The organism is Runella defluvii (assembly GCF_014195535.1).
Lineage (GTDB): Bacteria > Bacteroidota > Bacteroidia > Cytophagales > Spirosomataceae > Runella > Runella defluvii.
On record NZ_JACIBY010000012.1, the window covers coordinates 159,612 to 185,101 of the forward strand.

Genomic DNA, 25,490 nt, shown 5'->3' on the forward strand with positions numbered 1-25,490 from the left:
AACCTAGACACTCGGTTTGATTTCTCATAAACCATAAATAAAAACGTATAAGGCTATGGCACGTCCTAATCTCGACCTCATTGCCGCTCTTCGTCGAACGGCTCGTAAGATTGAACAAGGCTCTCCGTACCAATGGGGACACATGGGGAGCTGCAATTGTGGAAATTTAGCGCAAGAAATTACGAAGCTTACCAAAGCCGAAATCCATGCCCATGCCCTGGCCAACGGCAGGGGAGATTGGAATGAGCAATTGAATGACTATTGCCCTACGAGCGGGCTACCGATGGATTTGCTCATCAATGAGATGATAGACGCAGGGTTGGATTCGGACGATTTGAAGCATTTAGAACGACTGTCGGACCGACGAATTTTGAATCGTTTGCCCGAAAATAAGCGTCATTTACGTCACAATTATCGCGATGACGTGGTGCTGTATATTTCGGAGTGGGCAACTATGCTGGAGGAACAGCTTTTGAGTACCATAAAACTTCCTCAATTTACTTGGGAAACGGAAGCCGTTTATGTTTAGTTAAGAAAAAAAAGGCAAACCAAAACTAGTTTGGTTTGCCTTAACGTAAAATAGAAACAGTGGTTATTTCTTATCCCACCACACCTTAGAGGTATATGAGTTGCCGTTGGCAAGGCGCTTAACGGCTTCGTCATAGTTGGTTTTGTTTAGTAAAGTCTCACGAGACGAATAAATAGCTCGGCGTGGAATTTGGCCGTTAGTCGAGCCTAAATTTGGTCCTGCTTTCAAAGCAGGATACCCCATTCTGCGCCATTCGATAAAAGCTTCGTACGAACGGCCAAACAGCTGAATCCATTTTTGGGTACCGATTTTTTCCAACTTTTCGTCTTTACTTAAACCCGTAAATGAGAGCTCCTTTTGAAAATCAGCGGGTACTGTGGTGATGTTGTATGGGTTTTGTGCCAAAGCAGCTCTTACCCCATCCTGATAAAATTTCTCCGCTTGGTCAGGCGTCGCGCCCCAGTTTTCGAGGGCTGCTTCGGCTTTGTAAAAACAAACATCTGAGTACGACATGGCCAAGCACGCAATGGCAGGGCTGTAAGCTTTGTTAAAAAACGTTGTTTGTGAGGCAGTTGAATAGTCGTCTTTGATGATTGTTTTCAAAAGCTCATCGGTAAGAGCCACACCGATTCCTTTGTAAGCGGGGGTACCAGCCTTCACAGAATTGACCGTGGGTTGCACAAGGCGAGCAAGGCGCGGGTCTTTAGAGTTCACCAACTGAGCTACCAAGGGTGCTGCTAAGTATTTAAGGTCGGGGCTACCCGCCAGCCAATGGTTCAACACTGGGTGTACGTTGGCGTTGGTTGCGTCGTTAAATGTTGGTACGGCCGCATTGTCGGTATTGCTTTCAAGCAGGGGTTGACCCATGGCTTCGGTAACGGTTTTTTGGGCCAAAGCCGCGTCAGCGTAACGAATACGCATTCCAAGGCGCAACTTGAGTGAGTTGCCGTATTTTTTCCACTGCGTAAGATTGCCTTTGAAATAATAGTCAGCTGCCCCGTAGCTATCGTCGGTTGGCGTAATTTGAGAGAGCGCCGCGTCCAAGTCTTGTATCAACTTTTTATAAATAGCATCTTGCGTATCAAACTTCGGTTGATTATTGACCGCATCTACCCCCAAGGCAGTTTCGGAGAAAGGAACGTCGCCGAACAAATCCGTCAAACGTTGCCAAATCGAAATCTCAACAATCCTTGCAATGGCTAGTTTGGTACGTGCTTTGGGGTCATTTTCACGTCCTTTGAGCAATTGAGTTCTGATTTGCGAAATATTCCGAATCAGGGCATAATGGTCGTTCCAAAGGTTATCGTCGGTTTGTTGGATGTACCTAGAGCTCGAAATAAGCACGCCACCCGCCCAGTGTTGTATCCACGAGCCAAATTGGTTGTTGGGGTATTCGTAACCTTCCGAAAAAGCGGCGTCCTTTTGAGCTTTGGACAAAATAAGCCCTGGGTCGATGGTGGAAAGGGTCGTAGGAGGCGTATTGATTTTTTCAAAATCTTCGGTACAGCCTTGCGCTACAAAAAGCGCCCCAATCATCACAAGTGATTTGATTTTTATAGATTTCATGAGTTGAAAGTCGTTAGAGGAAAGAGGTGGTTAGAGTTCTAAATTCAAGCTAAAGCCAAAATAACGTAACAATGGCAACGAGGTGGACTCAAGACCCAGCGAGGAATTGTTGACGTTGAACGACGAGGCTTCGGGGGCGTAGCCGTCGGTTTTGCGTTGCAAGTAGAACAAATTGCGTCCATAAACTCCCGCACGAATGTTGCGGAAAGGCGTTTTGCTGATGATTTTAGACGGCAATTGATAGTTGAAAGTAAGTTCTCTGAACATGATATAGCTTGCGTCGTTGAGCATCTCTTCCGAAACAACGTTGTCTTTGTCAGGGGCAATTACGTTCCAGTAGTCTTGAGCTCTTACTTGTTTGGTATTGGTTTGGCCTGTGCTTGTCCAAGTACCGTCAGCGTTTTTCTGGGCTACAACACCATCGGCGACATACGAGCCATCGCGCCCAGGAAGGGTCTTTTTGATGGTTCCGAACACCAATTCTTCGCGCAAACTTTGTGAAAATATTTTTCCACCTTGGCTTACGTCCATCAAGCCAGACAAGCTGAAGCCTTTGTAGCGGAAGGTATTGTTAAACCCTCCAATCCAGTTGGGTAACGCACTGCCAATTTCGTACAACAACTTCGCATTGGTTTTGAGTGGCAAACCTGTCGTTGGGTCAATCAAACGATTGCCTTTGTCGTCGCGCAACCATTGAAAACCGTTACCGATGATGGTTCCGAATGGCTTGCCTGGGGTGGCGATAACTTGCACGTTGCGGTCATCGCCCAATAAGAAGGTAGAGACTCCTTCGGCCAATTCAACGACTTGGTTGCGGTTTCGCGAGAAGTTGAAAGTAGCATCCCACGAGAAGCCTGTTTCGGTCCGCACGGGCGTTCCTGTGAGGGACAATTCAATGCCGTGGTTACGAATTTCGCCCGCGTTGATGCGGCGTGACGTGAAAGTACTCGACGGAGGCAAGGGAATATTGAGAATTTGGTTTTTTGTACTTGCATCGTAGTACGCAAACGTCAATCCCAAACGATTTTTGAAAAAACGTGCCTCAAGACCTAATTCAAGCGACGTTGTTAATTCGTTTTTGAGGTTAGGATCGGGAATAATTGAGGTAAACGAACCCAAAGGCTGCCCCCCGTGTGGTGTTTGGTCGAGCGCATAGTTACCCGTCAATTGATACGGGCTTCCTGAACTTCCCGCTTGTGCCCACGAGGCACGAACTTTTAAGAAACTCAACGTAGAATTTTGGAGGTTCAAGGCATCGGTTACGACCAAGCTACCGCTCACAGCAGGGTAGAAAAAGGAGTTGTTGGCGGGAGAAAGGGTAGAAGACCAGTCGTTGCGGGCAGAGAAATCAACAAATAAATAGTCCCGAAAACCTACTGAACCTGCGGCATAAACGGAATTGATGGATGATTCAGAAAGGTTGAAAACGTAGGAATTGATGAGGGTATTGTTGATGGAATACAAATTAGGCGCAATAAATTCCGTCCCCGTATTTCCTGTGGTACGGGCATAAAATTTCTGGTGGTTGGCACCGAGGTTGAGCGACAATGAAAAATCTTTTGACAACTCAGGGGTCAACGACAGCAATACGTCGCTGTTGTCTTCGCGGACGCGCGTTACTTCTTCAATAATATCACCATTGCGGTTTTGGCTTTGGTAAGTGCCTTTTTCGCGGTAGCGAAGACGCTGGTCAGTATAAAAGTCAGTACCTGTTTTGGCCGTCAAACGAATCCAATCATTAAACTGATAACTCAATTTTATCAAACCAATCAAACGCTGACGGTCGTCGGAGTTGCGGGTATGGTCGCGCGTCCAATAAGGATTGGCTGTTGAAGAGTTGGTAGCGTACGTTTTTTCCAACCCAATAAAAGGAGTGGTGCCGTAGCCCAGTTGTTTGCTTACATCTTCTGCCGTCCAAGTTGAGTTTTCCAAAATGCTCATGGGAATGGAGCGCGGTTGGCTGATCCAAAGATAGGCGGGGTTGTCGGCCGCATCCGAAACCGTAGGGCGATTGTTTCCCCGTTGACCGATGTAATTGGCTTTTACGTCAAGGTCAAGCTTGGGAGTAAGTTTCGCTATTGTACGAAGGCTAATGTTATTACGGTTGAGGGTATTCCCTGGGGTATAACCGTCGATTTTAGTATTTCCAAACGATAAACGATAATTGACATTGTCGTTTCCGCCTTCAAGGCTAATGTTATTGGCCATCTGTCTTTCTTTGTTGAAAAACGTTTGGAAAGTGTTAGGTTGAGGGGTAAGGCTCAATACATTTCCCCATTGGTCTTCGTACTGTTGTCCTTCCATTTTGGCTCCCCAGCTGGCACGTGTAAAGCGGTCGCGTCCGCCACTCATTTTGGGAATACCTTGAATATTAGCGGCTTTTGCGGCTGCCCACGTATAAATTTTGCCATCGTTACCACGGAAATGCGTAAACGTTCCGTCAAGTCCTTGACCGTATTCGTCTTGAAAATCAGGTAAAACTAGCGCGTCACCGACCGAATAATCAATGCCGTATTTGATGCCTACGCCCTTGCGTGATTTGCCCGATTTGGTCGTAATCAAGATGACCCCGTTGCTTCCGCGCTGACCGTATAGGGCGGCGGCGTTTGGCCCTTTCAAAACCGACATGCTTTCAATGTCTTCTGGGTTGATGTTGGAGATTCCGTCGCCGTAGTCGATTCCTCCCCAGCGGCTGGGTGAATTTACGTTGCTGTTATCCATCGGAATCCCGTCGATGACGTAAAGTGGCTGGCTATTTCCCACCAAGGAATTGGCACCCCGAATCACAACCCGCGACGACCCGCCTGCCCCGTTGCCTGCGCGTGTTACTTGTACACCCGCAATCTTCCCTGCCAATGAGGTAGCTACGTTGGCTTCTTTGGCTTGAGCAAGGCTTTCACCGTTGATTTCCTGAATCGAATACCCCAAGGCGCGTTTGTCGCGTTTGATACCCAAAGCCGTGACAACCACCTCACCGAGGGTTTGGGTGTCTTCGTTTAAGACAAGGTTGATTTCCGTCTGATTGCCAACCACAATTTCTTTCTTGATGTAGCCAACAAACGAGAAAACCAGGGTTTCGGAAGGTTGGGCGACAAGGCTATATTTCCCTTCGCCGTTGGTAGAAGTTCCGCGGTTGGTTCCTTTGACCAATACGCTTACCCCCGCCAAAATCTCTCCTTTGGCATCGGTGATGATTCCCGTAATAGGTTGCTCAATCGCGAAGGGTTCATGGCTAACGGACGCTTTTTTCTCGACGGGTTGAGGAAGGGGTTCTTGCTTTAAAATGACTTGTTTTCCCGCTACTTCGTACGAAACTTGCAGCGGACTAAGCAGCGATTCAAGTACTTTGCTGAGGGGCTCGTTGACGGCATTGAGATTGACCTTGCGCTCCGACTTAATGAGGCTAGGGCTATACAAAAACTTTACCGATGTAAGCTTTTCGATTTTTGTTAAAACTGCCTTTACCGATTGTTCGTCGGCTTTAATGGTAATGCGTTGCTGAAGCAACTCTTGGGCGAAAGTTTCGCGGGCGTAAGACACACCAATCAGTAATACTGACAGTAGTAGCAGGGTGCAGGTTACACAAACCGTCCGCATCGCCAAACTGCGTAGTCGTAAAGGATTTCTCATAGAAGAGGGATGATTAGGTATTAAAAAATGAATATAAAGAGTGGAACTAATGGCAACCTTTGGAGTAAATAACAATCTGGGCATCAATGGTTTCTGAGGTGGCGTCTATTGCTTGGCAAATCAGTTTGATTTTTTGGGCGAGCGATTCCTCCGAAAGGGAAGCCGTGAGGGTGCAAGAGGAGAGAAGCTCGGCATCATAGACAATATGGATGCCATAAGCTTTTTCAATGAGGTCTAACACCTGCGGAACGGGTGCTTCTTCAAACTCAAATGCGGGCAGGGGAGTAGGCTGAGCCAAAAGCTGGGGCTCGGGTACCAAGGCCCTCGCCAGTCGGAGTTCTTGCCGATTGAGCGTAATTTGCTGGTTAGGAGTCAATACAATTCCTTCCAATTCGCGGTTGCTCAACTTTTGGGCTTTCGAGGGGTCGTTTTGGGTAAATACCGAGACTTTGCCCGTCTTTACTTGGACTTCCACTTGCTTGTCGTTGGGGTATGCTTGTACCACAAAACTGGTGCCTAATACTTTGGTGACCAGTTCGTTGGCATACACAAAAAATGGCGAATTGGGCTGTTTTTTGACCTCAAAAAAGGCTTTTCCCGACAAATAAACACTGCGATTTTTTTTTCCAAAAAAATGATCAAAACTCAAACGACTTTTGGCAAAAAGGGTGACTTGTGAGCCGTCAGGGAGCTGAAAATGAAGAGGCTTATCGCCTTGGTTTACCTTCTCAATTTTTGACTCATCGAGGGTTGCCACGTACGCTTGGTAGGGTTGAGCGCGGCGCTGAAATGATTGCTGTCCCCACCAGCCGATACCTATCAAACCTACCACACTGGCCGCTGCCACGTACCGAATCCACGGTTGACTCCACAGCGAGCGAGTAGGCGCTTCCTCTTCGTCGTGCAGTCGGTTGGTGGCCTGAATGCGCGACAACAACATCGCTTCTGTTTCGGGGGTGAGGTAAGTACGGGTATAATCGTTCAATCCCAAACGCACGGCTTCGAGCAACTGCACTGCTTTGTTCCATTCTTCTTGTTGGGATGGGTTTTCAGCAAGCCAGCGATTCCACCAGTCCGTTGAAGCAGGGGTAGGGGTAAGTTGGCACTTTAAAAAAGCATCGTCGATGACAAAATCTGCTGCCGAGTAAAAAGCGTATTGGTTTGGCACAGTGTTTAGGATTTTTGTCCGTAGATGACCAATCCCGCGCTTCTATACTCACTTACTGTTGAAAAAATCGTGAAAAAGATAAAAAAGAGAAGGGAGTAGCCAGCTTCTTAATTTTTCGACTGCCCTAAAGACCAGATTTTGAGCAGATTGCCGATTCATGGAAAGAAGCTCGGCGATTTGGGTGTATTCCATATTTTCGACAAAACGCAGTCGGATGGCTTCCTGCTGACGCGGAGGGAGTTGGCTAACAAGGCGTTTGATTAACTGTTCGCGATCAAAAGACTCCTCTTCTTGCATCAGGAGTTCATCGCTCGAAGGCTCGGCCCAGAGGTCATCAAAATCGGGTTGAGAAACAAACAAATGCGGACGCTCGTGGCGTTTGAGAAGGTGTAATATGCGGGTTTTGAGGGATTTGAGCAGGTAATACCGTACGTTTTCTGGAACCGTAAGGCGTGTTTTTTTTGCCCAAATTTCGGCAAATACATCGTGAATGCAATCCAAGACAAAAGCTTCAGAAACAGGCACTAAACTAAGTCCATAACGGTACATGGCTCTGACGTGAAGGCGATAAAGCTGGGTATATGCGTCGTCGTCACCCTGCTGAAAATCCTGCCAAAGTTGTTGCTCGTCGATGGGGGTATCCATGTTAATTCTTTGGGTAAGGAAACAGACTAGCCGCTGAGGTACGGGTTTTAATCGTCGTCTCAGGGGCTAGTCAATCCTGTCATTGGGTTACTTTTTTCCCAACGAAATCATATTGGCAAACAAACGATAAGCACCAGGTACGCCCGCAGGTAACTCGCGGAAAAATACAATACCTGTGTAAATGAAGTGGCCTTTTCCGTACTGGGTATAAATCAAACTTCCTTCTTTGGCTGCTTCGCCTGTGTCGTTGGCCGAGAAAAGTGGTACGTAGTTTTTGTCCCATTCTACGGCAAAATAGATTCCACGCTCTTGTATCCAGCCTTCAAAATCTTTGGTTGTTATTTTATTCGGCGTATTCAAAATCGGGTGAGCAGGTTGTAAAATCCGCATTTCGGCATCTTCTTCGGTCACGCGGTCGCGGCCAACTTTGAAGGGATACGGCCCCATTTCTTGTACTTTGAGCGTATTTCCAAAACCACCCGCCGTCACGTATTGAACCACCATTGTACCGCCATTTTTGACGTATTCCATCAGTTTTGGTTGAAAATATTTGATGCGCTCTTCGGTGTTGTAAGCGCGCACACCTACCACGATGGCATCGTAAACTGACAAGTTTTTGTTGAGTGCTCCTTCGTCGAGCAACGTCACTTGGCAGCCCATTTGGCGAAGTGCTGCTGGAACTTCGTCGCCCGCACCCGCAATGTACCCAATGTTTTTTGCCTTGTTTTTGATGTCCAATTTTACCAAAGCGGTGGTTGCACTTGGATAGATGGTTTGGGTAGGAATGTGCTTGTATTCTACCGAACGAAGGCTGTACGAATTTTCGCCGTTGTCAGTCTTGGTAATCACTTTGAGCTTGACGTCACTTTGCTGGGCCGATGGGAATACTTTGACCGAAACCGTTTGCTCTTGGTACTTTTCGCGCATTTCAAACGGCAATTGCATAGGTTCTACGCCCCAGCCCGCAGGTACGTCAAACGTCAACGTACCTTTGACATTGGCGCGGTGGGCTTTTACGACGATGTCCACCGTTTTGGGTTGATTGTCAGCAAAAACATATACTTTTTCCGAAACGTTTGCGGTGGCTTCTGGCCGAATTTCAAATGGACGATAAACTTCGCCGTCCACGGGGTCGGTTGATTTAAAGACCCACGGTTTGGTAAAGGTGAATTTTTGACCACTGATTTCAAAGGTAAACGCCGTTTGAAGCGTAGGAATGTTTTCGGGGGTTGATAATTTCGATTGGTCGTCGATTTGGAACGCTCCGTCTTTGATGGGTTTGACCAACCAATAAGGCTGGCTTATGGGCGTATTGACAGGAACGGTAGGCGCAAATGAAAACACCGAAAGCTCGTTGTTTTTCATTTCCAACGTCATGGTAGTGTCTTTTGATGCCCCAATAAACTGCAAACGAGTGAGTTTAATGGGGAAATCGCTGCGCTTAACAACGCTAATTTTCAGCGGTGCGCGGTCGCCCACGGCCACCGCATAATCCGTCGGATTTGTTTCAAACCAAAGGCCAAGGCAATTTTGAAGTAATACTTCTACTTCGGCCTTTTTTTGTTGCACATACAGGTTTTTTGCGTCGAGTTTGCCCAATTCTTCATAAATTTTTACCAACACAGGCACCGACGACGCGGGGTAACTTACGTTGTAATTTCGGATGGCTTGGTCGATGAGCTGGGCAACTTGTTCGCTGCCTTTGACGCGGCTCCAAGTAAGATCAACGCCATCAAACACATCTTTTTCGGCAGGCACACCGTCTTTGTGAAGCATAAAATCGACGCGGGCATTGCGGTTGGCTCCCGAGCCAAACCCTTGACTTTTGTGCGAACTGCGGCTTTCGGCGGCAATTTCGGCGTGCGATTTTCCGATAAGCGGGTTATAGCCGCCAATGTCCACCGTTATGAATGTACCTTTGTCAGTAGGCTTTTGGTTGTTAAAACCTGGAGAAAATGAGTTCCAAACGATGCGCTTGGGTTGCCAAGTTTGTACTTCTTTGAGCTGCTCAGGGAATTTGGTGGGGTCGTTAGCCATTTTAAAGGCCAATTCTGCCAAAAAAGCGGAAGAGTTGTGGTGACCATGTCCCGCGCGGGCATCAGGCGGAAAGCGCGTGATAAGAACGTCGGGCTGGTTTTTGCGAATGTGATATACGACATCCGATAGTACGTTATTTTCCCCCCAGAACTTCAAGGTTTCTTCGCGGGTTTTTGAAAAACCAAAATCGTATGCCCGCGAGAAAAGCTGCTCTGCGCCGTCAATCCGACGGGCGGCCAACAGCTCTTGTGTACGAATAATGCCAATGTACTCGCCTTGTTCGGGGCCGATGAGGTTTTGGCCACCATCGCCACGGGTAAGGGCAAGGTACTGCGTCTTTACGAGCCTTTCTTTGGATAAATAGGTGAGTAAGAGGGTGTTTTCGTCGTCGGGGTGAGCAGCAATGTGCATGGCACTACCTACGACATTCAGTTTTTTTAGGTTTAGTAAAATTTCACTCGATGTGAGGGGCTTTACTTGGGCGTGGATGAAGTGACAAATTGTGGTAAGCAACAAGCAATGAAAAAGAAATAGGGGTTTTCTCATGGTTTAGACGGTTTGCGAGTATTTTGACAAAACTACAAAATCTAAAGAAAATGTAACAATGTGGCGGATGAGTTTTGCGGTAGTGGATGCTCAGATTTTCTAATGCTGTTCTAATTTCGTTGTAAGATTATTCTAAGGCGCAAACCTTACATTTGTCTTCTAACAAAAAGATACAACGGTATGGAAGCACTATCACCACTCTTATATTCGGGACTTGGCAGTATTATTTACGCACTTATTAAATTTGATGGACGAATGCAGTCGGAAGAATCATTAAATGCCCGTTTGATTTTATTGGATCAGGGGCCTTTGGGCGTTCAAGCCATTCATTCCTTTCAGCTTTGTGAGCATTACCGAAAATCAGTTGAAGAGGCGTATCATTCGGCCATGAATTGTTTTGTATCTCACAAAAAAGAACTGAACCACGAGGTTAAACAGTACTTTATCGGTGTGATGAAAAAAATTGTGAAATCGGATAATCGAGTCACCAGGAAAGAAGTTGAATTTTTGAAGAAATTTAGGGAAGATTTGCACAATATTTGAGCAAATAAGTAAGGGGTCAAATTTGTATGTAAGGTTATGGATAATAAACCACACCTTCTTTTGGTAGAAGATGAAGCAAAAGTCGCAGCTTTTATCAAGAAAGGACTAGAAAAACACAGTTTTGCCGTCGAAATAGCAGAAGACGGCCGCGCGGGTCAGCATTTTTTTGATCAAAGTAGCTACGATTTGCTCATTCTGGACGTGAATTTGCCCCACATGGACGGGGTTGAATTGGCGACGTATGTACGTACTAAGAATCCAGATGTGCCTATTCTCATGCTGACGGCGCTTGATACCACCGCCGATAAACTGGCAGGGTTTGACGCGGGGGTAGATGACTATCTCGTAAAACCGTTCGATTTTATGGAGCTCGTCGCGCGGTTGCGGGCTTTACTCAAACGTTCCCAAAAATCAAACGAACAGCCCACCAATCGATTAAAAGTGGCTGATTTAGAGTTGGACTTGGATCAAAAACTGGCACTCCGTGGCGGAAATACGATTGAACTTACCGCCAAAGAATTTGCTTTGTTGGAGTATTTGATGCGAAACCGTGGGCGGGTTGTTTCAAAAATGGATATCGCTGAGCAGGTTTGGGACATAGATTTTGATACAGGAACCAACTTTATCGAAGTGTATATCAATTATTTACGCAAAAAAATTGACAAAGAGTCTCCCACCAAACTCATTCATACCGTCGTAGGAATGGGCTATACTTTGAAAGAAAAATGACCATCCGTGGGCGTCTGACGCTTCTCTTTACTGCGGTAGTTTCCGCGCTGTTGTTGGTGTTTTGTGTGGTTATTTATTTGTTGTCGGAGCGGCATCGCAGCAATGAGTTTTACGAACGACTCAAGGCCGAAGCTACCACGTCGGCTCAGTTGCTCTTTGGGACGGAAACGGTTAGTTTAGAGCTTTTTAAGCTATTGGATAAAAATCATTTAACCGTTTTGACGGAGGAGGAAATTATCATTTACAACGACCGAGATTCGTTGGTTTATGAAAGCGGTACCGATTATTTGCAGGTGACAAAAGCGCTTTTGCAACAGGTTCGGGAAGAAAAGGAAGTCCGTTGGGTGCAAAAGGGGCGTGAAGTAGTTGGGGTTTTGTTTGTAGATCAACATAACCACCTTGTCGTGCTTGCTTCGGGCGTTGATATTTATGGGTTTAGCAAAAACCGTAATTTACTTTTGGTACTTGCAGTAGGCTGGTTGTTGGCAAGTTTTGTGGTGTTTTTTGTGGGCTGGGTTTATGCCTATCGCGCCTTGTTACCGCTGAAAAAACTCATCGGAAGGGTAGATCAAATTTCGGCCAATCGGTTGGATTTACGGGTGGACGTAGCCAATAAACAAGATGAGATTGGGCAATTGGCCGTGCGATTTAATCGGATGTTGGATCGGTTGGAAGAGGGTTTTAAACTGCAACGCGCTTTTGTGTCGAATGCCTCCCACGAACTTAGAACGCCCCTGACGGCAATTACGGGGCAGATAGAAGTGGCATTGATGGACGAAGACCCCAAAGAATGGCAAGAGACGTTGATGTCGGTATTGGAAGATGTGCGTCAGCTCAACCAGCTTTCCAATGGGTTGTTGGCGTTGGCCAAAGTGAGCATGGACGAATCGGTGGTGAAATTTGAAAAAGTACCTATTGATGAAATATTTTGGCAGGTTCGCAGTGAGTTGTTGAAGGTCTATCCGCATTATACGGTGAAAGTGGACTTGAGCGAATTTTCAGAAACAAATTCCCATTTTGTGGTTGAAGGTAACGAAGCATTGCTGAAAATTGCGTTGGTCAATTTGGTAGAAAATGGGTGTAAATTTTCGCCAAATCATACCGTTTCTGTTCGCTTTCAGGCACTACGAAATACCATTGAATTACATTTTCATAACATTGGCCCACCCATTACCCAAACCGAATTGCCTACTATTTTTAAGCCTTTTCGGCGAGGAATCAATGCCCGAAATATCAATGGACACGGTATTGGTTTGCCGCTGACGGAGCGCATTGTTTTGCTTCACCACGGTCATTTGCAGGTATATTCTACCCTTGAGGAGGGAACAACGTTTATTATGACGTTGCCTTTATGAACCATATAAGACATATAAGGGCATATAAGTTTTTCTTATAATCTCTTATATGTCTTATATGGTTCAAAGTGTTTTCAAAGTAGTTGCACTATTACCCCACCTTCACCAACTCCGTCTCAAAAATGAGCGTAGCTTTGGCAGGAATTGGCCCGTAGCCATTTTTACCGTAGCCAAGTTGGTAAGGAATCAAAAGCGTATATTTTGCGCCCTCCTTCATCAAAGCAATACCTTCGTCCCAACCTTTGATGACGCGGCCTTCGCCCAAACGAAAATCAATGGGCTGACGGCGTGAATGCGATGAATCAAACACTTGGCCGTTTTGGAAAGAGCCTGTGTAATGTACCGAAACGTTTTTACCAGCTACTGCTTCTTTTCCCGTTCCTTCATTGTTCACGACGTATCCAAGTCCCGAGGCGGTAAATTGTGCCGTTGGGTAGTTGGCCAATGCCCATTGTTTGAACGTTTCTACTTCTGCTTTTTCTGCATCTTTTTGTTTTTCGGCAAGCTGGCCAATGTGGGCATCAAGTGCAGCTTTGTCGGCTTTAAAAGCTTGGGCTTTTTCGCCTTGACGAACAATTTTTACGCTATTAATGGCATCGTTGGTTTTCATTTGATTGACCACATCTTGTCCATCAATGACGAAACCAAAAACGGTATGTTTGCCGTCGAGCCAAGGAGTTGGCACGTGCGTGATAAAAAACTGACTACCGTTGGTGCCTGGACCCGCGTTGGCCATCGACAATACGCCTGGACGGTCGTGGCGTAATGTGGCATCAATTTCGTCGGGGAAACGGTACCCTGGGCCGCCAGAACCAGTACCTTGTGGGTCGCCCCCTTGAACCATAAAATCAGAGCTATCGCCGTTGACTTTACTGATAACACGGTGAAATTTCAGTCCGTCGTAAAACGGTTGTCCCAATGGTTTGGCGCTGTTTTCCATTGTTCCCTCGGCCAACCCTACAAAATTGGCTACCGTCATGGGACATTTTTCGTACAATAACTCTACGGTAATTTCGCCCTTTGCGGTGTCGAATATGGCGTAGATTCCTTCTTTTTCAGTCATTTATTTATGCAAAAAGTTAATACTATCAAAAGCAAGAATTGAGGTGCAAAGTTCCGAAAAATGCGCATTAATCCCTAGTTTGACTTCTCAAGTAAGCTTTGGCCGATCAATTTTGCCGAAGTACGAACGGCAATGGTAAAGCCAAAGAACGGCCCAAAATCCTGTCCAGCCATTAAACTGGTGAAATAAAGGCCAGGGATATTGCTTTGAAAATGAGCATCTAAACACGGAAAACCGTTGGTGCAATGAAGCGATGCCAGCAGGTCGGGGTGTAGAAAAGGCAATTGACTTGTTTCTACTTTGTAGCCCGTTGCCGTAATTACGTGGTCAACCTCGATTTCTTCGCCTGAACTTAATCGGATTTTTAACGAATTTTGTGGTGTAACCTCTGCACTAACCAGTTGTGTTTGAGGGTATAAGGCTACATTTTCTTGGTGAATCCGCGCATCGAGCCAAGGTTCTAACTTCAAACGACCTTCGGCCCACAAACGATACCGATATTCTTCTTTGCCTTCGGGAGAAAGCTCTCGAAACCACGTTGGATGATTGCCAATGGTGTTGACAACGTCCATTACCCAGCCCCAGTGTGCTTCAGAGAATTGTGGGGTTTCGTGGCGGTAACTGACGTGAACTTGGGTAGTTCCTTTCTCACGAAGAAGGGCTGTCCACTCAAACGCACTTTGGCGTCCGCCAATAATCAACACCCGTTTTTCTGAAAATGCTGCTAGGTCAACCGCGTGGCAAGTGTGTGAAAAATAGCCTTGGGGCAACAGTTGTGTGACTTCGGTAGGCGTGAATGGAAAATAATAAAAACCAACAGCGACAACTACATGCTGGGCTTCCAGGACGCTTCCGTCGTCTAATTTTACCAAAAAATAATCTTCTTTTTTCTGTAAATCAGTGACATATGCTTGGTGAATGGGGAGCGCAGTTTGCTGCATAAACCACCGCACATATTCCAAATAAAAATCAAGCGCGATGGGTTCTACCTCCGCTACAGTCAGTCCACGTTCTTGTAGAAAAGCCTCCATTGTATGTTCCCCTGCGACATCGAGGTGCCAATCGCATCCTGAGCGTAAGAACATTCCTTCGGGCATGTTTTTCTCCCAAAACTCCATCGGCTTGCCGACTACTACGTGAGAAACCTCTTGTTTTTTGAGGTGTGCAGAAAGGGTTAGGCCAAAAGGCCCCGCACCGATGATGAGCGTATGTAACATTTGAGTACGAAGGTTTACCCCAAAAAGGACAAACTAACGCGCAGCTACTTTCTCCAGAACCTCAAAAACGCCTTTTTCGTCGTTTGATTTTGCCTGAAAACGAGCCGCTTTCTTAATGGCGGGGTGGGCGTTTTCCATGGCGTACGAATGGTGCGCTTGTTGCATCATTTCGAGGTCGTTGAGGTAATCTCCAAAGGCCATGGTTTGCTCGGGTGTGATGCCGTAGCGTTCTTGTAAGACTTTGAGTGCCTGACCTTTGTTGGCTAGTTTGTGCGAAATGTCAAGCCATTTTCCTCCCGAAACCTTGACCTGTAAGTCGTTTTCAAAGGGTTTGAAGTAGGAATAACTGTTATTGGCAGAACCGTCAAAATCGCACAAGCTAATCTTGAGGCATTGGTCATCCTCAATGGTGGTTAAATCTTCAACAAGTTCGTATTGCTCAAAATGCCTAGTTACTTGGTCCCAAAATTTGGGAACATTACTTTCAACGTACGCTTTTTTCTTGCCACATAAAATAGTGTAGGTATTGGGAATGTTACGGGCAATTTCAACCATTTGACGCGCAATCGAAAGTTCCAACGATTGAACGTAGAGTTCTTGTTCGCGATGCATAACGTAACTGCCGTTTTCGGCCACAAAAAACATATCATCCTTGATGGCATCGAAGTACTTGGCAAGGTTGTAGTATTGTCGCCCGCTGGCAGCGGCAAACAGAACTCCTTGCGCTCGGAGCTGAGAAAAGAGGGTGAAAAAGGAAGCGTCAAGTTCGCTTTTGGAGTTGAGCAACGTACCGTCCATGTCCGTTGCGATGAGCCTAATATCGGTCATTGAGTGCGAATAATGGTGAAAAGAGGCTCAAAATTGCACAAATTCTTCTAATACAATGATAAAAAACTGAACCATATGAAGACATATAAGGGATTATAAGAAAAACTTATATGCTCTTATATGTCTTATATGATTCAAATTTACATGCTAAGGCGTTACCCGAAACCAGTCAAAATCAGCATATCCTGAATCGTTGATTTGGGTGGCACGGGTGCAGAAAATGCCCATTTTGGTTCCAATCCACATACCCACCTCGGCCGTAAAAACTCCGCTACAATCGGTGAAACGCTCGCCATCCGTGCTGTAACTAAATTGGCATTTTCCGCCTTGACTCACGTTAACGCGCAAGTAAACAGGCTTCCCTTTCTCCACCTTACCAATGACCGTTTCTTCTTCAGGAGCTTTGTCAGAGGCTTTTTTGCAAACGGTATAGACCAGCGAAACCTCCCCATTTTTCGAGGATTTTAGCCCGACACTCGCGTAGCTTTTACCCATAATGATAAGCCCCGTTTTTTCATTTTCTAGCTTTGGATTGGGGCTAAAAGTGAGTTTGGTGGTTGCGGTAAAGCTTTCGGCAGGGAATTTCTGCATAAGAAGGTTCGGGACGTCCCAGTAGTTTTTGGCCTCGTCGGGAATTTTGTCGGAATAAAGCCGCAGAAAACCAAGATTACTTGTTGTATGCCAAGTGCCCTTTGGATTGGCTTGCCACTGCCACTGAAGCCCAAGCTGTATCGTGTTAAATTCGTCGGATTCGGGGGGAGTAATGACGGGGTAAGTTTTACCAACATTGGGTTTTTTATACGAAACTACGGGTTCGCCGTCACCGTCTTTATCAGTCCCAATTACGGGCCAATCGTTGGCCCATGTCATGGGTTGGAGGTGAACTACGCGCCCATACACGCCTTTATCCTGAAAATGCAAAAACCAATGTTCGCCCGATGGCGTATCCACCCACGCGCCTTGGTGGGGGCCGTTGATGGGGGTATTTCCTTGCGACATTACCACTTTTCGTTCGTAAGGCCCATAGACGTTTTTAGAGCGAAGCACCAGTTGCCAGCCCGTTGCTACGCCGCCTGCGGGAGCAAAAAGATAGTAGTAACCGTTGCGTTTGTACATTTTAGGGCCTTCAACGGTGGGGTCTTTTTCGTGACCATCATAAACAATTACCCCTTCATCGAGTACGGCAGTTCCTTCGGGGTTCATTTTTTTGATGGTCAGAATGCTTTTGATGCCCGCGCGGCTACCTGCCCAACCGTGTGCTAAATAAGCTTGTCCGTCTTCGTCCCAAAAGGGGCAAGGGTCAATCAAGCCTTTGCCTCCTTCGACCAATACGGGTGTTGACCAAGGCCCCGTCGGATTTTTGGCTTTGGTCAAATAAATTCCAAAGTCGGGGTCGGGATAGTAAATGTAAAATTCGCCTTTGTGGTAGCGAATGGCAGGTGCCCAAACGCCATTTCCGTGTTGCGTCTTTGAAAAATGGTCGAATGGAGGCTGTCGCTTGAGGGCATGACCAATGAGTTTCCAATTGACTAAATCGTTGGAATGAAGAATGGGTAAGCCTGGTACGGCATCAAAGCTGGAAGCAATCATGTAAAAATCATTGCCCACTCGACAGGCATCAGGGTCAGAATAGTCTGCGTGGAGAACGGGGTTTTTGTATGTTCCGTTGCCAAGGTCAGATACCCATACGTTGGAGATTTTCGGTTGCTGGGCTTGGGCAACAAAGATGACGGAACTGAGCAAAGCGCTCAAGGTATTTTTTAGATTCATAGTGTCGGATTTAATTTGAGTGAAGACTAGGTTGCTCGGTGGCAGGGGTTTCTCAAAACCCCGCTCCAGAGCAAGCTTAAGTGGAGGTTTTGAGAAACCTCCAGCACTGTGTCAGGGGTTTCTCAAAACCCTGCCTCCAGAGCAAGCTTGAGTGGAGGTTTTGAGAAACCTCCCGCATGGTTACTTCCACCATTTTCCAATTGAGTCGTTGCCCGATAGGATTTTATCGAGGGTATATTTTTTGAGGTCTTTGGTAGAAAGTTGCTTGCTCCATTTGACTCGGTTTTCGGTTTTTCCGCCCTCGCCATTTGACGCGTATTCGGCGTATAAAGTCGTTTTTTCATTTTCTGGATTTCGCCAATTGTCCCAACCTTCAGGGGTGATATGGTTCCCCATTTCGGTACGGATAAATAGGGTTTGCGAATAAGGCCGCCAAGGTCTGCCCAAATACACTTTTTTGGCTTCGGGCGCTGCGGTGAGTTTACAGTCGAAAAAGACAAAACCGAAAGGCTGGTAAGGGGGTGTTGCCGCAGCCGTAATAAACGAATTGGTAAGGCTATGAATGGTACATTTATCGAAAACGGCAATAGATTTTCCGAAAATAAAATCGGTTGTTCCTTCAATGTAGCAGTTCTGGTAGTACTGACGGCTACCTTCGCGGGCGGCAAAAAGGGTGTCTTGGTTTCCTTTTAAAACGCAATTTTTACATACAAAGCGGTCGCCTTCAACGTGCAATGCCACCGCTTGCCCTACGCGTCCTGCGGTGTTTTGAATCGTTAGGTTTTCGATGACGATGTCGGGAGCATCCACCAGAACAACAAAAGATGTGTAGGTGCTAAACTTGTCTTTTCCTGTGGCGTCTTTGCTTCCATTGGGATATGACTTCCCCGAATAATCATTGCCCGTAATCACAACGCCTTCTTTGCTTTCGCCAATGAGGTGAATATTGGGTTTCCAAGCTGGAATGACGAGTTTTTCGTTGTACACCCCATTTTTGATGTACAACGTAACGCGCACTTGGGAGTGGTCGCGAAAGTTATTGACGGCTTCTTGGATGGTTTTGTAATCGCCGCTACCGTCTTGGGCTACCACAAATTTGGTGGGATAAGTGGGCGGCGGTGGGGTAGTCGATTGGGCAAAAATAAAATGCGTGCAAAGGCAGAGGCAAAAAAGCAAGTATCGAAACATGGGCGTTATTTATTGGTAAAAATCAGTTCTTTTTCAGAGGCACCTTCTAAAAACTCCGCTTTGGTTTTGGCGTTTTTAAACTCGGTATTCTTAACGCTGATGTTTTGGGTGCGGTTGCCATTGATTGAAAACAATACGTCCGAATTTTGAGCGTATTGGATACCGTCGAACGATAGTAGGCTACTGTTTAAGACGGAGATGACAGGTTTGGTTTTAACCGATTGGAGTTGTGCATTTTTGATAGAAATTCCTTTGGCATCTACCAATTCAGCCCCGACTTGGGTTTGGAGCGTTAGGTTTTCCATTTGGATATCTTCAATGGGCATTTCGGGAAGACCTCGGACAAAAATGCCCTTTTCGGCACCGTTACACACAATATTCTCAAATTTCATGTGGCGGAAAATCGGCGTACCTTCGTTGACCTCAGGGCGTTCGTCGCGGGGGCTATCAGTTGCAAATTTGACAAAATAGTACATATCAAAAAAAATGGCCTCTTGGGCGATATTTTTCATGTAAATGTTTTTGGCATAAATATGCTCAACGACCCCGCCACGGCCCCGTACCGATTTAAAGCGGAGCCCTTTGTCGGTGCCCATAAACGTACAATCATGCACAAACAAGTAGCGTGCACCGCCACTCATTTCGCTACCAACGACAAACCCACCGTGTCCGTTATAGACCGTATTGTAGCGAATAATGCCATTTTCGGTCGGCATTCCGCGCTTGCGGCCTTCTTCGTCCTTGCCTGATTTGATGCAAATGGCATCGTCGCCTACGTCGAGGGTACAGCCTTCGATGAGGAAGTTTTTGCAGGATTCGATGTCCATGCCGTCGCCATTGTGCGCATACTCGGGGTTTTTAACGAACAGATTCCGCAAGGTCAAATCTTGGCACATCAACGGATGCAAGCACCACGCAGGCGAGTTTTGGAACGTAACTCCTTCGAGCAAGACCTTTTTACAGTTGGTCAAAACCACTAAATTCGGACGCAAAAAGTCTTTCATGTCCATAAAATCGTTGAGCGATTTGCCAGGTACCAACAACATGCTCTTGTTGCCCACGCTGGCTTGCTTAAATTGCTCGCTTGGGTACCACGTTTTGCCGTCGTCTTTCAACACGCCTCCCGAAGCCACTTTCTCTTTCCATTGGCTTTCGGTGAGTTGGCTTTTGTTAACAGCCCGCCAAACATCTCCGTTGCCATCCACAATTCCTTGCCCCGTAATGGCTACATTTTCGAGGTTTTTGCCCGAAATCGGGGATTGATTGCGCGCGGCATTTTTGCCTTCATACACGCCTTCAACAATGGCATACTGGGTTTTGTCGGTGGTGAAAAGTAACGTAGCAGTTTTTTTAAGGTGCAGATTTACGTTGCTTTTGAGAACAACGGGACCCGTTAGCCAGAGCCCTGGAGGCACCAATACGACGCCGCCCCCTTTCTTGCTGCATTCCTCAATTGCGGTATTGATGGCCTGCGTATTGAGCGTAATGCCGTCGGGCTTTGCGCCAAAACGGGTGATATTGATGGTGTCTTTACGGAAGGCAGGTTGGGCAATTTTTGGTAGATTCTTCCAACTATAGAGCGTGGCGGATTGCGCCAAAAGCGCGGAAGAAGTAAATGCTAACAGGGTAGCGACAGAAAGAAAATGTAGTGGTTTCATTCGATGTAAAAAAATACAGGTACCGAGGGCGTCGATACCTGTATTGGCTTGTTATTGATAACCTTTGTTTTGGGCAAACTCCGTTTTGTTGGTAACGGCGTCCAATTGCGTTTGGGGAATTGGGCGTACAGTATGGTGCTCTTGCAAGTTGATGGCGTTGTCTGGTGCGTAGGCTTTGATACGTTCCATCAATTTACCTGTTCTTTTCAAATCGAACCATCTGATTTGTTCTCCCGCCAGTTCACGGGCTCTTTCGTCAAGGATGAAATCAAGCGTTACTTGCGCGGGTGTGATTTGCATCGCTGCTGTTTTGCCCGTTTTGGCTGCTCGCATCCGAACGACATTGATTAAATCGGCGGCGGCTTTGGTATCGCCCAGTTTCATTTGGGCTTCAGCAGCAATCAAATACACTTCGGCCAATCGAATCACAAACACATCACGGGCGCTTTGGGCTTCGTTGAGGCTTGGGCGCGTTGCATCCATAAATTTGGAAAGTGTAGGATAGCGTAAATTGTCTTTTACCAAGCCGTTGGTATTATAAATTTTGCTGCGGTCGTAGGTTTGGTATTTACGCGTTTTTTCAAAGGCATCCGAAATTTCTTTGCGGCTACAAACCACGGCAGTGTCTCCAATGGCCATGCCCGTGGGGCGAGAAGTGGCGTTGGCGTACCAAACTTCCATAAACGAACCCTCGTAGCGGGCATCGTTGTCGTTGTACAAATCCAATAAAAACTGCGTAGGCATGTAGCGGTTAAATGGACGCCCATTGGTAATGTCACGGGTCATACCTGGGCGGTCATCGTATTTCATCAAGAAAAGTAAGTGCCCGTTGTTACTTCCACGACCATGCCCGTAGGGGTTAGACGTAGAGTTGGCTAAGTCGTTGATGGCCAAATTGGTGGAGTAGTCGATGGCGTAGATTACCTCTTTGTTTTTGAGGTTAGTCATTTTCCATAAATCAGCGTAATTAGCCTCCAATTTATAGGTGTTAGAGTTAATGACTGCTTGCGCCATTTCGAGGGCTTCTTTGTTCATGCCGCGGGTCAAGTACATCCGAGCCAAAAATGCTTGAGCGGCGCCTTTGGTGGCGCGGCCGTATTGGGCTTGGGTGACGGGTAAGTTGGCTACGGCAAATTTTAAGTCTTCAAAAATGAGTGCATAAAACTTATCTACGGGCGTACGATTGGCTGTGGCGACAATGCCGTTGGTTTCTTCGGTGGTAAAATGAACGTCCCCCCAAGTTTCGACAATATGCCAATAATAAAAGGCACGTAAGAACCGCAACTCGCCTTCGCGTACGGGGCGCACTGCTGGTGACAAGCCTGCTTTTTCAATGCGAGTAATGCCTCCATTACAAAGATTAACGGCGGCGTATAACTCCCGCCAAAGATTAGTAAGGGCGGTGTTGTTGCTCTGGAGATTGAGGTATTGGGTCAAATCACGATACACTTCTCCCGCGCCTGAGGTCCAAATATCGGTACCAGTTTCCGCAATATTGTACCCTTCTTCTTTGCCATACCACCAGCGTTGGTAGGAATAAGCGGCATTGACCAACGTTTCAAAGCCTTCGGGTGTGGTAAAAACGGTTTCGGCAGTTTGCCCACTGGGGTTATATTCTTCCAGCACATTTTCGCAGGAAGCGAGCGACAACATCAAGGCCGCTACGATGCCAGTTCTTTTTAAGTATGATTTCATAAGTTCAATGATTCGAATGTGGTGGTTAAAAATTGGCGTTGAGCCCGATGATGTAGAGCTTGGTCATAGGGAAGTTTTCAGAACCTCCGCGTTCGGGGTCATAGTCGAGTTTGGTAAATGTATGCAAGTTTTTACCCGTAGCATACACGCGTATTCCCTTGATAACCCCACCTTTAAACACCTTAGCAGGAAGGTTGTAACCTAATGAGACATTGCGAATTCGGGCAAACGAACCATCTTGGTAACCCAACGTAGAGAGGTATTTTAAACCACCATTTTTGTTAGGTCTTGGGTAAGCATTCGTGGGATTTTCGGGCGTCCAGTAGTCCAATCCCGCCGTACTGTTGCCTACGCCTTGGGCGTCAAAACGAGCGTAACGGTCGGCGTTAATCATCTGACCAATCCGCGCAAAAATGAAGAAGTTTAGGTCAAACCCTTTGTATTTTAGGGTATTGTCGAGACCGCCGCTCCATTTAGGGCGTGGCGTTCCTAGGATAGTACGGTCATTGACTGCATCAATTTTGCCATCGCCGTTTTGGTCTTGTACCTTGATTTCACCTGGCAATTGCATAGGAGATAGTTTCGCCGCTTGGTCTGCTTCAGAAGTTTGCCAGATGCCCGTTTTTTGATAGTCGTAATACACATTGATGGGGTAGCCAATAAACCATCCGTTCCCAATGTCGTTACCGCCTGTTACTAACTCGATGATTTCTTCTTTGTTTTTGGAGAATGTAAAGTTGCTATTCCAAGTAAAATGCTCAGTACGGATGTTGGTCGTTCCGATTGCGATTTCTACGCCTCGGTTGCGGGTTTTACCAATGTTTTGTTTTACGGTCGTTACACCCGTCGTTGGAGGTAACCCACGGTTAAGAAGCAGGTCAGTGGTACGAGTATCGTAAAAATCGACCGATGTTTGGATTCGGCCATTCAACAATCCAAAATCAAGACCAATATTTTTGGTATCGGAAAGCTCCCACGCGAGCTCGGCATTTCCAACAACGCGCGAAAATGTGTAGGCAGGAACCGCAATGTCGTTGAAACCAAAAGCCACCCGTGCCAGGGTTGTTTGGGTAGCGTAAGGCCCAGAAGGGTCGTTTCCTGCTACTCCGTAGCTCAAACGAAGTTTCAAATCGCTCAAGCCTTTCACGCCTTGCATAAATTTCTCTTCAATAATACGCCACGCAAAGGCTGCCGAAGGGAAAAAGGTCCATTTGTTGCCTGGGGCCAATTTGGAAGAACCATCCTTACGAGCAGTAAGAGTCAATAAATATTTGTCGCGGAAAGCGTAATTGAGCCGCCCTGCGTACGACAAAAGGTTGTTTTTAGAGTATTCTGAATTGATTTTGATTTCTTCAGAGGCGCTTCCGAGCGAGTAAAAAAGCTGGGTAGAAAGCAACTGATTAACGCCTGACGCCATCACTTCATCCGAAGAGTTGCCGAGGTAGCTAGCTACTCCCGTAATGGTGAGAGTGTGTTGTCCAAATGTACGTTGGTACGTGGCTACGTTTTCCCAGTTGATGCTTTTTCCGTTGCTTGAAGAATAGCTCGCGATGGATTTGCCCGTCAAAGAACGGTCAATAGATTTAGGCGACGAGTAGGCTCCATTGCGGTTGAACGATAAGTTTACCCCTAGTGTGCTGCGGATGTTCAAGCCTTTAATGGGGGTAAATTCTAAATAACCATTGGTAAGCGAACGAGTCGTGAGAACGGAATTTTTGAAAACATTGGGTTGTTCATCAGCCAAAGGATTAGCCGTTTGACCATCCAGCATGATAAAATTAAAATTGCCATTTTCATCGTACAACGAACCGAGTGGACTGATTTTGTTGGCTTGATTGAGCGGGTCACGACGAACACTTTGGTCGTAGTACGTAAGTTGGCTTTGAAGCCCAATCTTCATCCAATCGTTGATGGTATAATCGACGTTGAGACGGCCCGTGTAACGTTTAATCTCGTCGAGTTTTAGGATGCCTTTTTCATTATAAAAGTCAACGGAAATGTACGATTTGAGGCGGTCAGTACCTGCACGTACGCCTAATTGATAGTTTTGTTGGAGGCCCTTGTGAATCAAAGCATCTTGATAGTCGGTCCAAATGCCCTTTTGTAAAGCGTCATACTCAGCGACGTTGGTAAAAATGGTAGGGTCGTCGGTAGGGCTTTTCCAAACGCCAGCTGCCCGCCAAGCTTCCCTTTTTAAATCACGGTATCCATTGATGTCCATGGCTTTGGGGTACATTGTCACCTGTGAAATTCCAGAATAGGTATTAAATGAAATTTCTGGACGACCTGATTTCCCCTTTTTAGTGGTGATAAGAATAACCCCGTTTGCCCCCCTCGAACCGTAGATGGCAATCGAGGAGGCATCTTTTAGGATATCCATGGTTTCAATATCGTTGGCATTGATGTCTTCCAAATTACCATATTGGATTCCATCAACAATGATGAGGGGAGCATTGTTGCCGCCTATCGAACGGTTGCCTCGAATACGAATACTCACACCCGCACCTGCTTGTCCACTATTACGGGTAATATCAGCACCTGCAATTTTACCTTGGGCTGCTTCCAAGACATTCGCCGTGGGTACTTCTTTGAGTTGTTCGCTTTTGAGTTGGACAACAGCACCCGTCAAGTCTTTCTTCTTGACCGTTCCGTAACCGATTACGACGACCTCTTCTAGGGCATTCACGTCAGGAACGAGGGCTACATTGAGGGTCGTTTTTGCACCTACCTCGACGTCTTGGCTTTGGTAACCCACAAATGAAAAAGTGAGAACGACTTTTTCACCTTCTGGGAGTGACAATTGAAACGCGCCTTTTGCATCGGTTGACGTGCCTCGTACGCTGCCTTTGATGACAACATTGACCCCAGGGATTGGCGTGTTTTTCTCATCTTTCACGATTCCACTGACCGTTTTGTCAATCGGGGCTGAGGCCACGACCGAAATTGGCGAGGTCGCTTCAGGCTCAATCACTACATGGCCATTGAGATAGCGGTAGGATAGGTGGAGCGGTGTGAGGAGTTCGTTTAGTGACTCAGTTAGGGTTTTTTGGGTAAGCGAAATGCTCACATTACGGTCAGAGCCAATCACTTTTGAGCTATAGACAAACCGAGCGTTTGTTTGCTTTTCGATTTGGGCTAGTACATTTTTAAGTTTTTGCTCTTCGACTTTTAAAGTCACCGAACGGTGCATTAATTCTTGCGTATAACCGTCATAGGCAAAGCTCATGCCTACGCAAGAAAGAAGCAGAATGAAGGGAATGAGGGATAGTTTCATAAGCCGCAGAAACGTTTTGGAGCGCCAGCATTGCTTGAAGCTTATTAGA

The 25,490-nt window shown here is 46.5% G+C and carries 17 protein-coding genes; 4 read left to right on the plus strand and 13 right to left on the minus strand.

The annotated features are described in order from the left end of the window. Nucleotides 1-55 precede the first annotated feature (55 nt). Nucleotides 56-529, plus strand: a complete 474-nt coding sequence (locus FHS57_RS23630) for a hypothetical protein (protein ID WP_183978005.1) — start codon at nt 56-58, stop codon at nt 527-529. A 63-nt stretch (nt 530-592) separates the two neighbouring features. On the opposite strand, the gene FHS57_RS23635 is transcribed toward FHS57_RS23630, so the two are convergent. From FHS57_RS23635 to FHS57_RS23655, 5 genes are all read right to left on the minus strand, one after another. Then, the gene (locus tag FHS57_RS23635; protein WP_183978007.1) at nt 593-2,095 is read right to left on the minus strand and encodes a SusD/RagB family nutrient-binding outer membrane lipoprotein; all 1,503 of its coding nucleotides are present in this window, start codon (nt 2,093-2,095) and stop codon (nt 593-595) included. A 30-nt stretch (nt 2,096-2,125) separates the two neighbouring features. Further along, the gene (locus FHS57_RS23640; RefSeq protein ID WP_229601433.1) at nt 2,126-5,725 is read right to left on the minus strand and encodes a SusC/RagA family TonB-linked outer membrane protein; all 3,600 of its coding nucleotides are present in this window, start codon (nt 5,723-5,725) and stop codon (nt 2,126-2,128) included. A 46-nt stretch (nt 5,726-5,771) separates the two neighbouring features. After that, complete coding sequence (locus tag FHS57_RS23645; protein WP_183978009.1) at nt 5,772-6,893, minus strand: FecR family protein; 1,122 nt, start codon at nt 6,891-6,893, stop codon at nt 5,772-5,774. 48 nt (nt 6,894-6,941) lie between these two features. Next, complete coding sequence (locus FHS57_RS23650; RefSeq protein ID WP_183978011.1) at nt 6,942-7,538, minus strand: RNA polymerase sigma factor; 597 nt, start codon at nt 7,536-7,538, stop codon at nt 6,942-6,944. An 87-nt stretch (nt 7,539-7,625) separates the two neighbouring features. Further along, the gene (locus FHS57_RS23655; protein ID WP_183978013.1) at nt 7,626-10,121 is read right to left on the minus strand and encodes a PIG-L family deacetylase; all 2,496 of its coding nucleotides are present in this window, start codon (nt 10,119-10,121) and stop codon (nt 7,626-7,628) included. Between the two features lie 180 nt (nt 10,122-10,301). Between FHS57_RS23655 and FHS57_RS23660 the strand changes: the two genes are divergently transcribed. From FHS57_RS23660 to FHS57_RS23670, 3 genes are read left to right on the plus strand one after another with little or no spacing between them, the layout of a single operon-like run. Beyond that, nucleotides 10,302-10,664, plus strand: coding sequence for a hypothetical protein (locus tag FHS57_RS23660; protein ID WP_183978015.1), 363 nt, complete (start codon nt 10,302-10,304; stop codon nt 10,662-10,664). A gap of 36 nt (nt 10,665-10,700) precedes the next feature. Further along, nucleotides 10,701-11,393: a response regulator transcription factor gene (locus FHS57_RS23665; protein WP_183978017.1), complete on the plus strand. Its 693-nt coding sequence runs from the start codon at nt 10,701-10,703 to the stop codon at nt 11,391-11,393. Further along, entirely contained in the window at nt 11,390-12,748 is a 1,359-nt protein-coding gene (locus FHS57_RS23670; protein ID WP_183978019.1) for a HAMP domain-containing sensor histidine kinase, read from the plus strand. The genes FHS57_RS23665 and FHS57_RS23670 overlap by 4 nt, the downstream gene beginning before the upstream one ends. Nucleotides 12,749-12,839: 91 nt before the next feature. Here the strand turns inward: FHS57_RS23670 and FHS57_RS32280 are convergent, their stop codons facing one another. From FHS57_RS32280 to FHS57_RS23710, 8 genes are all read right to left on the minus strand, one after another. Next, entirely contained in the window at nt 12,840-13,811 is a 972-nt protein-coding gene (locus FHS57_RS32280; protein WP_183978021.1) for a peptidylprolyl isomerase, read from the minus strand. 74 nt (nt 13,812-13,885) lie between these two features. After that, nucleotides 13,886-15,028 (minus strand): NAD(P)-binding domain-containing protein, encoded by a 1,143-nt coding sequence (locus tag FHS57_RS23680; protein WP_183978023.1) that lies wholly within the window; start codon nt 15,026-15,028, stop codon nt 13,886-13,888. A gap of 33 nt (nt 15,029-15,061) precedes the next feature. Beyond that, nucleotides 15,062-15,856 (minus strand): HAD family hydrolase, encoded by a 795-nt coding sequence (locus tag FHS57_RS23685; protein ID WP_183978025.1) that lies wholly within the window; start codon nt 15,854-15,856, stop codon nt 15,062-15,064. Nucleotides 15,857-16,003: 147 nt separating this feature from the next. Continuing rightward, nucleotides 16,004-17,626, minus strand: coding sequence for a glycoside hydrolase family 43 protein (locus FHS57_RS23690; RefSeq protein ID WP_183978027.1), 1,623 nt, complete (start codon nt 17,624-17,626; stop codon nt 16,004-16,006). A 180-nt stretch (nt 17,627-17,806) separates the two neighbouring features. Continuing rightward, a complete protein-coding gene (locus FHS57_RS23695) occupies nt 17,807-18,814 on the minus strand; it encodes a pectinesterase family protein (RefSeq protein WP_183978029.1) in 1,008 nt (335 codons plus the stop codon). 5 nt (nt 18,815-18,819) lie between these two features. Then, on the minus strand, nt 18,820-20,472 hold the full coding sequence (locus FHS57_RS23700) for a glycoside hydrolase family 28 protein (RefSeq protein WP_183978031.1): 1,653 nt from the start codon (nt 20,470-20,472) through the stop codon (nt 18,820-18,822). Between the two features lie 51 nt (nt 20,473-20,523). Then, nucleotides 20,524-22,167, minus strand: coding sequence for a RagB/SusD family nutrient uptake outer membrane protein (locus FHS57_RS23705; protein ID WP_183978033.1), 1,644 nt, complete (start codon nt 22,165-22,167; stop codon nt 20,524-20,526). Between the two features lie 25 nt (nt 22,168-22,192). Further along, nucleotides 22,193-25,441, minus strand: a complete 3,249-nt coding sequence (locus FHS57_RS23710; RefSeq protein WP_183978035.1) for a TonB-dependent receptor — start codon at nt 25,439-25,441, stop codon at nt 22,193-22,195. Between the last annotated feature and the right edge of the window lie 49 nt (nt 25,442-25,490).